At 67.0% G+C, this 12805-nt stretch carries 12 protein-coding genes; 6 read left to right on the top strand and 6 right to left on the bottom strand.

Annotation, left to right across the window (positions count from 1 at the left end; translation table 11 throughout):
• Positions 1-133: 133 nt before the first annotated feature.
• The 4 genes from purB to OTERR_RS10810 all read left to right on the top strand — a co-directional run bounded on the left by purB (position 134) and on the right by OTERR_RS10810 (position 2855).
• Positions 134-1510: an adenylosuccinate lyase gene (gene purB, locus OTERR_RS10825; RefSeq protein WP_223115934.1), complete on the top strand. Its 1377-nt coding sequence runs from the start codon at positions 134-136 to the stop codon at positions 1508-1510.
• Positions 1511-1543: 33 nt separating this feature from the next.
• A complete protein-coding gene (locus tag OTERR_RS10820) occupies positions 1544-1813 on the top strand; it encodes a zinc ribbon domain-containing protein (protein WP_149425752.1) in 270 nt (89 codons plus the stop codon).
• A gap of 33 nt (positions 1814-1846) precedes the next feature.
• Positions 1847-2161 carry a DUF2322 family protein gene (locus OTERR_RS10815; RefSeq protein WP_054620351.1) on the top strand — a complete coding sequence of 105 codons (315 nt, stop codon included), beginning with the start codon at positions 1847-1849 and terminating at the stop codon, positions 2159-2161.
• A gap of 235 nt (positions 2162-2396) precedes the next feature.
• Positions 2397-2855, top strand: coding sequence for a c-type cytochrome (locus tag OTERR_RS10810; RefSeq protein ID WP_054620352.1), 459 nt, complete (start codon positions 2397-2399; stop codon positions 2853-2855).
• 138 nt (positions 2856-2993) lie between these two features.
• Here OTERR_RS10810 and OTERR_RS10805 read toward each other — a convergent pair whose 3' ends face one another.
• The gene (locus OTERR_RS10805; protein ID WP_054620353.1) at positions 2994-3704 is read right to left on the bottom strand and encodes a cytochrome b/b6 domain-containing protein; all 711 of its coding nucleotides are present in this window, start codon (positions 3702-3704) and stop codon (positions 2994-2996) included.
• Between the two features lie 197 nt (positions 3705-3901).
• On the opposite strand from OTERR_RS10805, the gene OTERR_RS10800 reads away from it, so the two are divergent.
• Positions 3902-4294, top strand: coding sequence for a COG4315 family predicted lipoprotein (locus tag OTERR_RS10800; RefSeq protein ID WP_149425751.1), 393 nt, complete (start codon positions 3902-3904; stop codon positions 4292-4294).
• 169 nt (positions 4295-4463) lie between these two features.
• Positions 4464-6797: a tetratricopeptide repeat protein gene (locus OTERR_RS10795; RefSeq protein ID WP_187775222.1), complete on the top strand. Its 2334-nt coding sequence runs from the start codon at positions 4464-4466 to the stop codon at positions 6795-6797.
• 248 nt (positions 6798-7045) lie between these two features.
• Here OTERR_RS10795 and secF read toward each other — a convergent pair whose 3' ends face one another.
• The 5 genes from secF to queA all read right to left on the bottom strand — a co-directional run bounded on the left by secF (position 7046) and on the right by queA (position 12780).
• Positions 7046-7993, bottom strand: a complete 948-nt coding sequence (secF, locus tag OTERR_RS10790; protein WP_149425749.1) for a protein translocase subunit SecF — start codon at positions 7991-7993, stop codon at positions 7046-7048.
• Between the two features lie 18 nt (positions 7994-8011).
• Complete coding sequence (gene secD, locus OTERR_RS10785) at positions 8012-9886, bottom strand: protein translocase subunit SecD (protein WP_054620357.1); 1875 nt, start codon at positions 9884-9886, stop codon at positions 8012-8014.
• A 126-nt stretch (positions 9887-10012) separates the two neighbouring features.
• Complete coding sequence (gene yajC / locus OTERR_RS10780) at positions 10013-10351, bottom strand: preprotein translocase subunit YajC (protein WP_054620358.1); 339 nt, start codon at positions 10349-10351, stop codon at positions 10013-10015.
• A 175-nt stretch (positions 10352-10526) separates the two neighbouring features.
• Positions 10527-11648 (bottom strand): tRNA guanosine(34) transglycosylase Tgt, encoded by a 1122-nt coding sequence (gene tgt, locus OTERR_RS10775; protein ID WP_149425748.1) that lies wholly within the window; start codon positions 11646-11648, stop codon positions 10527-10529.
• 61 nt (positions 11649-11709) lie between these two features.
• Positions 11710-12780 (bottom strand): tRNA preQ1(34) S-adenosylmethionine ribosyltransferase-isomerase QueA, encoded by a 1071-nt coding sequence (gene queA, locus OTERR_RS10770; protein WP_149425747.1) that lies wholly within the window; start codon positions 12778-12780, stop codon positions 11710-11712.
• Between the last annotated feature and the right edge of the window lie 25 nt (positions 12781-12805).

Here is a 12805-nt window from a genome sequence, read left to right as displayed (position 1 = left end):
CAAGGGGATTGCGGAGGGCGCGTGATAAAATGCCCGGCTCTGATGATCGGTGTCATGCACCAAATTGGTGCTAGCTTACCTGACTTGTGGCTGAATGCCGTCGATTGTCGTCACGATCCTCCTGACTTCTTGGATGTCCGTTATGCCCGCCAGTTTCCTCACGGCCCTCTCGCCCCTCGATGGTCGCTATGCCGCCAAGGTTGACGCTCTGCGCTCCGCCTTCTCCGAATACGGCCTGATCCGTCACCGTCTCAGGGTCGAGATCGAGTGGCTCAAGGCCCTGGCGGCCGAACCCCACTTCGCCGAGATCCCGGCCTTCTCCGCCGCCACCGTGGCCGAGCTGGACGCCCTGGTGAACAACTTCTCCGAAGCCGACGCCCAGGCGGTGAAGGACATCGAAGCCACCACCAACCACGACGTGAAGGCCCTGGAGTACTGGATCAAGGACAAGACCAAGGCCAACGCCGAAGTCACCAAGGTCAGCGAGTTCATCCACTTCGCCTGCACCTCGGAAGACATCAACAACCTGTCCCACGCCCTGATGCTCAAGCTGGCCCGGGAAGAGGCCCTGCTGCCGTCCCTGGACAAGGTCATCGCCCGCTTGCGCGAACTGGCCCACCAACTGGCCGACGTGCCGATGATGAGCCGCACCCACGGTCAGCCGGCTACGCCGTCCACCATGGGCAAGGAACTGGCCAACACGGTGTACCGCCTGACCCGTGCCCGCAGCCGGATCGAGCAGGTCGGCCTGCTCGGCAAGATCAACGGCGCCGTGGGCAATTACAACGCCCACCTGGCTGCCTATCCCGGCTACGATTGGGAAGGTTTTGCCAAGCGCTTCGTCGAGAGCCTGGGGCTGGAATTCAACCCCTACACCATCCAGATCGAGCCCCACGACGCCATGGCCGAGCTGTTCGACGCCTTCGCCCGGGCCAACACCATCCTGATCGACCTGGACCGGGACGTGTGGGGCTACATCTCCCTGGGCTTCTTCAAGCAGAAGGTCAAGGCCGGCGAAGTGGGCTCCTCCACCATGCCGCATAAGGTCAACCCGATCGACTTCGAGAACTCCGAGGGCAACCTGGGCCTGGCCAACGCCGTGCTCAAGCACCTCTCCGAGAAGCTGCCCATCTCCCGCTGGCAGCGCGACCTGACCGACTCCACCGTGCTGCGCAACATGGGCGTCGGCCTCGGCTACGCCCTGCTCGGCTACGATTCCCTGCTGCGCGGCCTGAACAAGCTGGAAGCCAACGCCCAGGCCATGCACGACGACCTCAACGCCAACTGGGAACTGCTCGCCGAGCCGATCCAGACCGTGATGCGTCGCTACGGCATTGCCAACCCTTACGAGAAGCTCAAGGAGCTGACCCGGGGCACCCGCGTCTCCCGCGAAGGCATGCAAGCCTTCGTCGCCACCCTGGATATCCCGGAGACCGCCAAGGCCGAGCTGCTCAAGCTCACCCCCTGGGACTACACCGGCAAGGCGGCCGAGCTGGCCAAGCGCATCTGAGCGCCTGACCGCCGCTGTCCATCGTTCTACGTCATGCGCTGTCCCAAGTGCGGTAACGACGTTCCGGCCGATGCCCTCTACTGCCCGCATTGCGTGGGCGACGAGGCGCCGGCGGAGCGCACCCGCCGCCTGCGGGCGGCGGGGCTGCGCGGCGGCGTGTTCGGTGGCGTCCTGGGAGCCTTCGGCGGCGCCCTGGTGTGGTGGCTGATGGGCCCCCAGCGCGGCGTACCCGGTATCGCCCTGTCCCTCGTTTTTGCCGGCGTGGCCACCGGGCTAGTCCTGGGCCTCGCCCGCAGCCGTTAATCCTCGTTTTTTGCCTTATTCCGCTTTGCTCCCATGTTCGCCGACAACCTGAAGAAACTCCCGGGCATTTCCCACCTGGCCGCCATCAACCTGCTCGACGCCGACGGCAACGCCGTGGCCCTCCTCGAAAACAAGCCGGGCAGCGCCGGTTCGGTGGCGGTGTACAACCACCTGGCCCAGACCTACGGCGCCATCACCCCCCAGGCCGCGCAAAAGGGCCTGGAGATCTACGCCGAGCACACCGACGATGCCCGCGCCCATCCTGGCAAGCACCCCAATATCGACCGGCTGCTGCAGATCATCGAAACCGGCATCACCCTGCGCATCAAGCACGTCTTCGCCGAGTAAGGCGCTGGCCTCGGGCCGGCGCGCCCGTGGCGTCGGGCCTGGCTTGGCCACCCGTGCCCTGGGATCGACCGTCCCGAGTGCTCGACGTGCCCGCTCCACGTACCTTGTGTAACCTCGGTTACATGCCAGCCGCTAGGATCATGGAATAATCGGCAGGCTGCCGCCCGGGCCCCGAGGGCCGGGTGAGCGGCGTGTCCATCGACCCCTTTCGGGGCACAACAGGAGTCATAGAACAATGAAGCTGCTCTCCCGTATCGCCTGCGTTGCCGTCTGCCTGTCCTGCACCGCCGTTGCCCACGCCCAGATGAAGCATGAGGACGCGATCAAGTTCCGTCAGTCCGCCTACGGCTTCCTGGCCTGGAACATGGGCAAGATCAAGGCCAACCTGGATGGCAATTTCAACAAGGAACAGGTGGCCAACGCCGCCCACGCCATTGCTGCCGTGGCCAACTCCGGCATGGGGGCGCTGTACCTGCCGGGTACCGACAAGGGTGCCGGCTGGAAGGAAACCCGCCTCAAGTCGGAGTTCTTCGCCCAGCAGGAAGAGGCTGGCAAGCTGGCCCGCGCCTTTGGCGCCGCTGCCAACGAACTCGACAAGGTGGCCGCCACCGGCGACGTGGCCGCCATCAAGGCCCAGTTCGGCAAGACCGGCGAAACCTGCAAGAGCTGCCACGACAAGTTCCGCAAGGACTAAGCGCGGCCTGCCCAGCTGTATTGCCAAGAAAAAAGCCGCCGGGGTTGCCCGGCGGCTTTTTTCTTGGCAGAGCGTGCTGGGGGGAGGGGCTAGGGTGATGGCTCCGTCGCGCTCCAGCCGAGCGGGGCGGCGTGAGCCTTACCAGCTAGGTGTCTCGGTTGCCGCCGGGGGGGGCGGCGGGGGGGCGAAGGTATGGCCAAGCCAGCCGCTGCCTACCGCCCAGGCCACGGCACCGGCAACCAGGGCGGCGGTGGCGAAGGCGACGATGCCGCCACCCTGGGCCGAGCGGCTGTGGGCCGGTGCGTCGTTCTTCCAGCCGGTGACCATCGGCGTCAGCAGATCGTGCTTCTTGATCCGCCGGTAGTAGGCCACGGCCAGCACGTGCAGCCCCACCAGGCCGAGGAGAACGTCGGAGAGGAACTTGTGCACCCCGGTCAGCCGGTTCGACAGCTCCGCATCCACCAGGGCGTAAAGCGGACCGGTAAAGGCAATGTCATCGTTGGCGAACAGGCCAGTGCCGACCTGGGTAGCGATCAGGGCGAGCAGGGCCATGACCGACAGGGCGCCCAGGGGATTGTGGCCGATTCCCTGCCATTGCCCGCGCAGGTAGCGGGCGATGGCACCGGGACCGGCGACGAACTGGCTGAAGCGGGCGTAGGTGGAGCCGATCAGCCCCCACACCAGGCGAAATACCACCAGGGCCAGGATCAGCACGCCGAGACGCCCGTGCCAGACGATCAGGTTGCCACCGACCTGGCCGGTGATGAAGGCGGCGACGAAGGCTGCCAGCAGCAGCCAGTGAAACAAGCGGGTGGGCAGATCCCACAGGTAAATGCGTTGGGTGGCCACGGTCAGGCTCCTTGGGCAAGGGGAGGGCAGGGCAATCGCCGATTTTAACGCGAACAACATGGTTCCCCCATTGGGTGGGCTGCGGAACGCCCGACTCCGTCCGATGCCAAACCTGCACGGCTTTCGCCTTGCCGGGTTTGCGAGCGTGCCCGATGCCGGCGCTGAGCGCAGCGTTTACAACAACGAGGAGAACGACCATGAACCTGTTTTTTTTGCGCACCCCGTCCCTGGCCCTGGCCGGGCTATTGCTAGTGACCGCCTGCGCTACCTCGTCCGGCCAGGCCATGGCCCCGGCCCGCATGCAAGGTGGCATGCTGGTCGGGGCCAACGGCATGACCCTGTACACCTCCGACCGGGACCCTGCGGGGGGCATGAAGAGCACCTGCAATGGCCCCTGCGCCGCCAATTGGCCGCCGCTCTACGCCATGGCGGGGGACAAGCCGATGGGTGACTGGTCCATCGTCACCCGGGACGACGGTCGGCAGCAGTGGGCCTACAAAGGCAAACCCCTGTATTTCTGGAGCAAGGATCAAAAGCCCGGCGATGCCAACGGCGATGGCTTCAACAGCGTCTGGCACGTCGCCCGCTGAGCCCTTCTTCTGTAGTCCGCAATGCGCCGCGCAACCGCGCGGCGCGTTGCGTTGTGCCGCAGGGATGCTGTGTTTTCACGGGGCAGGAGAGGGCACCGCCCAGGGCCCTGCTAGACTGCACGGCTTGTCAGGATTTCACCCCCAACCTTTCCGCTTCCCCATGCCGGCCATGTCCGCCCATCCTCCCCGTCCCGCTTCGCCTGCCAACACCGACGTGATCGCCCATCTGGCCCAGACCTTCGCCGCCGGCCGCTACGATGAGGTGGTGACTGGGGCCCGGGCGTTGACCCACCGTGCGCCCAACGACGGCTTGGCCCACAAGCTGCTGGGTAGCGCCTTGCATGCCCTGGGGCAATCGGAAGCGGCGGTGGCCCCCTTGCAGACCGCGGCCCGCCTGCTCCCCGGGGATGCGCAGACCCTCAGCAACCTGGGCAACGCCCTGGCCGGCGCCGGACGCCTCGACGAAGCGGTGGCAGCCCATCAGGGCGCCATCCGCTTGCAGCCCGAGGCCGCCACGCCGCGCTACAACCTGGGCTGCGCCTACCTGGCCCAGCAGCGCAAAGCCGAAGCCCTGGAGCAGTTCTGGCAGGCGTTCGAACGCTCGCCCCAGGATCGGGCGCTGGCCCAGCTGTGCCGCGAGGTCTTGGTGGAACTGGGCGATCCGGCCCTGCAACTGGCCTTCTGTCGCGCGAACGTGCGCCTCCTGCCCGACGATGCGGCGGCGTTGGCGATGCTCGGCGGGTTGTTGCTCGAAGCGGGTGAAAGCGGCGAAGCCGAGGCCTGGTTGCAGCAGGCGGTTGCGGTTGCTCCCGGTAGCCCGGTGGCCTGGTCCAACCTGTGCGTCGCCCTGCAAAACCGGGCGGCCTTGGGTGAGGCGGTGGCCGCCGGCCGGCGGGCCGCCGAGCTGGCGCCAGACTGGGCCCTCGCCCACAACAACCTGGGCACCGCCCTGCGCGACGCCGGCGCCCTGGCGGAGGCCAAGGCCTCCTTTCTGCGCGCCCTGGAGGTCGATCCCGACTATGCCCAGGCCTACTACAACCTGGGCTGCGCCTGCGCCGACCTGGGGGACCAGGCTATGGCCCGGGGCGCCTTCATCGAAGCGGTGCAGCGCACGCCCCGGGCCGACTGGCTGCTCTCCGGCGCCCATGCCTGCCGCCAGGTGGGGGATTGGGACGGAGCGGAACTGCTCGAAGCCGCCCTCCAGGAGCAACTGGCCGATCCCGCCGGCTTGGAAGTCCAGCGGGCCCATCAGGTAGCCCCGTTCGCCTACCTCACCACCCCGGGCACCACCGCCGCCGAGCAGTTGCGCGTGGCCCGTCACTTTGCCGCCCGCTTTTCCGCCTACGCACCGCTGCCCCCCCGGGATGCGGGCATGGCACCACTCCCTGGAGCGCCGCTGCGCATCGGCCTGTTGTCGGCGGATTTCCGCGACCATGCCACCGCCCATCTGCTCGCCGGGGCGCTGGAGTTCCTGGATCGCCAGCGCTTCCACCTGGTCGCCTACGATTACGGTCCGGTTCGCGACGACGCCTACCGGCAACGGCTGCGCGGTGCGATTCCGACCTGGGTGGATGTCCGGGAGCTTTCCGACCGCCAGGCGGCGGAACGCATGCGGGCCGACCGCATCGACATCGCCATCGACCTCAAGGGCTGGACCCAGGGCTTCCGCGGCGGCATCCTGGCCCACCGTCCCGCCCCGCTGCAAATGCAGTGGCTGGGATTTCCCGGCACCATGGGGGCGCCCTGGATCGATTACATCATCGCCGATCCGGTGGTGATCCCGCCCGGCGCCGAGGCCGGTTACAGCGAGCAGGTGTTGCGCCTGCCCCAGTGCTACCAGCCCAACGACCGCCGCCGTGCCGTCGCTCCCCGCCCCGACCGCGCCGCCCTGGGCCTGCCGGAATCCGCCTGGGTGCTGGCGGCCTTTCACCAGCCCTACAAGATCACCCGGCCCACCTTCATGCTGTGGATGCGGGTGCTGCGCCAGGTTCCCGATGCACTGCTGTGGCTGCTCGAAGGCGATGCCACGGCCATGGCCCACTTCTGCCAGGCGGCCGAAGAGGCCGGAGTGGAAGCGTCCCGCCTGGTGTGGGCGCCCCACGTCCCGGTGGCCGAGCACCTGGGGCGCCTGGCCTGCGCCGATCTGGCCCTGGATACCTTCCCGGTCAATGCCCACACCACCGCCAGCGACGCCCTGTGGGCCGGGGTGCCCCAGGTGGCCTGGTGCGGCGATACCTTCGTCGCCCGGGTCTCGGCCAGCGTCGTGCGCGCCGCCGGGCTGGGCGAACTGGTGGCGGACAGCGCGGCCGGCTACGAAGCCCTGGTGCTCGATCTGGCCCGGGACCGGGCACGGCTGGCCGACCTGCGTCAGCGCCTGGCGCAGCAGCGCCTCGTCTGCCCCCTGTTCGACAGCGCCGCCTTCGCCGCCGACCTGGCCCGGGGGCTGGAACTGGCCTGGGAGCGCTACCGGCAGGGGCTGCCGCCCGCCCATCTGGCGGTCTGAACCTATCCTATGCGGGCGCTCCGCTTGCGTCAGTCAACGTAGGGGCCTTGGAACCCCGCGTCCCTGGCCGATCTCCAGAGGGTAGGGCTGGATCGCCTTTATTGGCGCGGTGTTCCAAGGGTATACCGTGAAGATCGGCTACTGGCGTGCCTTTCCAAGGGGCGGCAAAACGAACTTTCCGGCCGGCCAAGAAAAAAGCCGCGGCATCTGGCGATGCCGCGGCTCTTTTTTGTGGCCCAGGGGAGGGGTCAGACGCAGGCGCCGTCCTCGGACACGTTGGGGTCTTTGGCCTTGGGGGCCTTGATGAACTGCTCCCGGGACACGCCCAGCCACATCACCAGGGGGCTGGCCACCAGCACCGAGGAATAGATGCCGAAGCAGATGCCGATGGTCAGGGCCATGGCGAAGTAGTGCAGGGTCTCGCCGCCGAACACCAGCATCGACAGCACCATCATCTGGGTCGAACCGTGGGTGATGATGGTCCGCGAGATGGTGCTGGTGATGGCGTGGTCGAGCACCTGCGGGGTGCTCAGGCCGCGCACCTTCTTGAAGGTTTCGCGCACCCGGTCGAACACCACCACCGATTCGTTCACCGAGTAACCCAGCACCGCCAGTACCGCCGCCAGCACCGAGAGGGAGAATTCCCACTGGAAGAAGGCGAAGAAGCCCAGGATGATCACCACGTCGTGCAGGTTGGCGATGATCGCCGAGACGGCGAAGCGCCATTCGAAGCGGAAGGCCAGGTACACGACGATGCCGACGATCACCACCAAGAGGGCCAGGGCGCCGTTCTCGGCCAGTTCGCGGCCCACCTGGGGACCGACGAATTCGACCCGGGACAGGCTGGCGCCGGGCACGCCGGCGTTGAGCACGTCCATCACCTGCTGGCCGATCTGGGCGCTCTGCTGGTCGGATTTGAGCGGCAGGCGGATCAGCACGTCCTGGCTGGAACCGAAGTTCTGCACGGCCACGTCCGAATAGCCGGCCTTGCTCAGGGCGCCGCGGATGCCTTCCAGGTCGGCGGATTGCTCGTACTTCACCTCCACCAGGGTGCCGCCGGTGAATTCCACCGACAGGTGCAGCCCGCGGTGGAGGAGGAAGAACACGGCCAGGACGAAGGTGAGCAACGAAATGACGTTGAACACCAGCGCATGGCGCATGAAGGGAATGTCTTTCTTGATGCGGAAAAATTCCATGAGATCAGTCTCCCGGGCTTACTTGGCGACGGCGGTGGAGGTACCCGGCTTCCACACCTGGCCGATATGCACCTTCTCCAGCTTCTTCTGACGGCCGTACACCAGGTTGGTGATGGCGCGGGAGACGACCACGGAACTGAAGATGGAGGTGAGGATGCCCAGGCAGTGCACCACGGCGAAACCGCGCACCGGGCCGGAACCGAAGGCGAGCAGGGCGCCGCCGGCGATCAGGGTGGTGACGTTGGAGTCGAGAATGGTCGCCCAGGCGCGCTCGTAGCCGGCGGCGATGGCCGACTGGGGCGGCAGCCCGGCGCGCAGTTCCTCGCGGATGCGCTCGTTGATCAGCACGTTGGCGTCGATGGCCATACCCAGGGTCAGGGCGATGGCGGCGATGCCGGGCAGGGTCAGGGTGGCTTGCAGCAGCGACAACAGGGCCACCAGCAGTAGCAGGTTGGAGGCCAGGGCGGTCACCGAGATCAGGCCGAACACCTGGTAGTACACGATCATGAACAGGGCGATGGCGGCGAATCCCCACAGGGTGGAGTGGAAGCCCTTGCTGATGTTCTCGGCGCCCAGGGACGGGCCGATGGTCCGTTCCTCGATGATGTCCATCGGCGCCGCCAGGGAGCCGGCGCGCAGCAGCAGGGCGGTGTCGTTGGCTTCCTCGGTGCTCATGCGGCCGGAAATCTGCACCCGGCCGCCGCCGATTTCGGTGCGGATCACCGGAGCGGTGATGACCTCGCCCTTGCCCTTCTCGATGAGCAGGATGGCCATGCGCTTGCCCACGCTCTCCCGGGTGATGTCGCGGAAGATGCGGGCGCCGGCAGCGTCCAGGGTGAGGTGTACGGCGGGTTCGTGGGTCTGACCGTCGAAGCCCGGCTGGGCGTCGGTGAGACGGTCACCGGTGAGTACCACCTGCTTCTTCACCAGCAGCGGCAGGCCGCCACGTTCCTTGTACAGCTCGGTGCCGAAGGGCACCTGGCCGGCCATGGCGGCGTCCAGGGCGCCCGGGGTGTCGTCCACCATGCGGATTTCCAGGGTGGCGGTGCGGCCCAGGATGTCCTTGGCCTTGGCCGTGTCCTGCACGCCGGGCAGTTGCACGACGATGCGGTCCACACCCTGCTGCTGGATCACCGGCTCGGCCACGCCCAGCTCGTTGATCCGGTTGTGCAGGGTGGTGATGTTCTGCTTCAGGGCGAATTCCTGCAGGCGCTTGACCGCCTCGGGCTTGAGGGTGGCGGAGAGGGTCAGGTCGGAACCGCTGGTGCCGTCGCTCAGGGACAGATCCTGCTGGGCGTCCTCGATGGCGCGGCGGCCGGCGTTGCGGGTTTCCTCGTCGCGGAACTTGATCACCACCCGTTCGCCTTCCCGGTTGATGCCGGCGTGGCGCACGTTCTTGTCGCGCAGCTGGGTGCGCAGATCGGCGGCCAGGGAATCCTGGCGCTTGGTCACGGCGCCCTTCATGTCCACCTGGAGCAGGAAGTGCACGCCGCCGCGCAGGTCCAGGCCCAGGTACATGGGCAGGGCGTGCAGGCTGGTGAGCCATTGGGGCGAGGCCGACAGCAGGTTCAGGGCCACCACGTACTGGGGGTCCTGGGGGTCGGTGTTGAGCGCCTTCTCGATGGCGTCCTTGACCTTCAGCTGGGTGTCGGTGTCGGCCAGGCGCACCTTGATGCTGTTGGCGTCGAGCTGAACACCGGTGGCGTTGAAGCCGCCGGTCTTGAGGATGTCTTCGACCTGGGCCTGCAGGCGCGCATCGGCCTTGATGGTGGCCTTGGCGGAGGACACCTGCACGGCGGGGGATTCACCGAAGAAGTTGGGCAGGGTGTAAATGAGGCCCAGCAGCAGGGCCACAGCCACCGTGATGTATTTCCAGAGCGGGTAGCGGTTCATGGTTTCAATGCGAGACAGAGAGCCGGCAGATAAACGCCGAGACGCCGAGGCGCCACGCGGGGGAGCGGAGACGGGGGCGGTAAAAAAGCGAAAGGGGCGCTTGCGGCGCCCCCGGTTCCGTCCCGCTTACAGGGACTTCAGCGTGCCCTTGGGCAGCAGTACCTGCACGGCGGCTTTTTGCACCACCATTTCCACAGTACCGTCCTTGCCTTCGGCCACTTCCAGATGGATGTAGTTGTCGCCCACCTTGGCGATGCGGCCGACGATGCCGCCCTGGGTCACCACTTCGTCGCCCTTTTGCAGGGCTTCGACCATGGCCTTCTGTTCCTTGGCGCGCTTCATCTGCGGGCGGATCATCAGGAACCACAACACCACGAACATGAGAATGATCGGCAGCAGTTGCATGAAGCTGTCGGCGGGACCGGCCGGGGCGGCGGTCTGGGCATGGGCGAGGGAAATCAGCACAGGGTTTCTCCGGTTCTAATAATTGGGTGAAAAGTAGGGCCGCGCCATGAAAACCGGGCACAGGCCGTCAAAAACCTAAGTCGGGGAGTGTATCACTGGCAGCGCCAGGCCTTGATTAACCAAGTGTAATTGGGGGCGGCGGGCCGGATTGCAAGGGGCCGCCGCGTTCAATCGGTCAGGCCGGACCGCGACCGCGTTCGGCGGCGAAGCGGCGGCGGAAGTCCTCGTACTCGCCGGCGGCGATGGCGGCGCGGATTTCCCCGGTCAGCACCTGGTAATAGCGCAGGTTGTGAATGGTGTTGAGCATGCTGCCGAGGATCTCGCCGGTGCGGAACAGGTGGTGCAGGTAGGCCCGGGAGAAGTTGCGGCAGGCGTAGCAGTCGCAGGACTCGTCCAGGGGCCGGGTGTCCTCCCGGTAGCGGGCGTTCTTGATCTTGACGTCGCCGTAGCGGGTAAACAGGTGGCCGTTGCGGGCGTTGCGGGTGGGCATCACGCAATCGAACATGTCGATGCCCTGGGCCACCGCATTGACGATGTCCTCGGGAGTGCCCACGCCCATCAGGTAGTGGGGCTTGTCCGCCGGCAACTTGGGTGCCGTGTGAGCCAGGATGCGCTCCATGTCCTCCTTGGGTTCGCCCACCGACAGGCCGCCGATGGCGAAGCCGAAGAAGCCGATCTCTTCCAGGGCCGCCAGGGATTCGTCGCGCAGATCCTCGTACATGCCGCCCTGGACGATGGCGAACAGGGTATTGGGGTTCTCCTGGCGGTCGAATTCTTCCCGGGAACGCTTGGCCCAGCGCAGCGACAGGCGCATCGATTTGGCCGCCTCGTCGTGGCTGGCCGGGTAGGGCGTGCATTCGTCGAAGATCATGACGACGTCGGAGTTGAGCACTGTCTGGATGCGCATCGACTCCTCCGGGGTGAGGAACAACTTGGCCCCGTCGATGGGCGAGGCGAACTTCACCCCCTCCTCGGTGATCTTGCGCAGGGCGCCTAGGGAAAACACCTGGAAGCCGCCGGAGTCCGTCAGGATCGGCTTCTCCCAGCCCATGAAGCCGTGCAGGCCGCCGTGGGCGCGGATCACGTCCAGCCCCGGGCGCAGCCACAGGTGAAAGGTGTTGCCCAGGCAGATCTGGGCTTCGATGTCGCGCAGGGCCTGGGGCGTCATGGCCTTGACCGTGCCGTAGGTGCCCACCGGCATGAATACCGGGGTTTCCACCACCCCGTGGGGCAGGGTCAGGCGGCCCCGGCGGGCGCGGCCGTCGGTGGCGAGGAGTTCGAATTTCTTGTCGGACATGGGAGCGGAAAGACGGGGAAAAGTGTCGGGCGAAGGCGCGGTCTGCGCGGGCGAGGGCGGCTTACGCCTGGGGCGGCGCAGCCCGCTCCAGCAGCATGGCGTCGCCGTAGCTGAAGAAGCGGTAGCGTTGTTCCACGGCGTGGGCGTAGGCGGCGCGGATGGTATCGAACCCGGCCAGGGCCGCCACCAGCATCAGCAGGGTGGACTTGGGCAGGTGGAAGTTGGTGACCAGTCGGTCCACTACCCGGAACTGGTAGCCCGGGGTGATGAAGATGTCGGTTTCGGCGCCCCCGGCCGGCACCGTGCCGTCCTCCCGGCCGCCTTGCAGGGCCGCGGATTCCAGGGCGCGCAGGCTGGTGGTGCCCACCGCCACCACCCGGCCGCCCCGGGCCCGGGTCGCGGCGATGGCCGCGGCAGTCGCCTCGGGGATCTCGAAGCGTTCGCTGTGCATGTGGTGGTCGGCGATGTTGGTCACCCGCACCGGCTGGAAGGTGCCGGCCCCCACGTGCAGGGTGAGGAAAGCCTGTTCCACGCCCATTTCCTTGAGGCGTTCCAGTAGCGGCTCATCGAAGTGCAAACCGGCGGTGGGCGCGGCCACTGCGCCCGGGGCGCGGGCATAGACCGTCTGGTAGCGCGATTCATCCTCGGCCTCGGCGCCGTGGCTGATGTAGGGGGGCAGGGGCAGGCGGCCGTGGGCTTCAGTCAGCTGCCAGAAATCCGGGCCGCTGCCGCTGGCAGCGCCGGGCAGTTCAAGAACGAAGAACTCCCCTTCCCGGCCGGTGACGGTGACGCCGAAACTGTTTTCCAGCAACAGCCGGGTGCCTGGCTTGGGCGACTTGGAGGCGCGCACCTGGGCCAGGGCCCGGTGAGGTTCGACGATGCGCTCCACCAGGACCTCCACGGCGCCGCCGCTTTCCTTGGCGCCGAAGAAGCGGGCCTTGATCACCCGGGTGTCGTTGAACACCAGCAGGTCGCCGGGGGCGAGCAGAGAAGGCAGGTCGGTGAACTGGCGGTCGGATAACGCCCCGCCGTCCACGTGCAGCAGGCGGCTGGCGGTGCGTTGCGCGGCCGGGTGCTGGGCGATCAGTTCCGGGGGCAGGGGAAAATCGAAATCGTCGACGGTGAGGGACATACCAAAACAAAAAAATGACGTGAGC

Origin of the sequence: Oryzomicrobium terrae (assembly GCF_008274805.1) — a bacterium.
In the GTDB taxonomy this organism is placed as follows: domain Bacteria; phylum Pseudomonadota; class Gammaproteobacteria; order Burkholderiales; family Rhodocyclaceae; genus Oryzomicrobium; species Oryzomicrobium terrae.
This window is presented reverse-complemented; position numbering and strand designations above follow the sequence as displayed.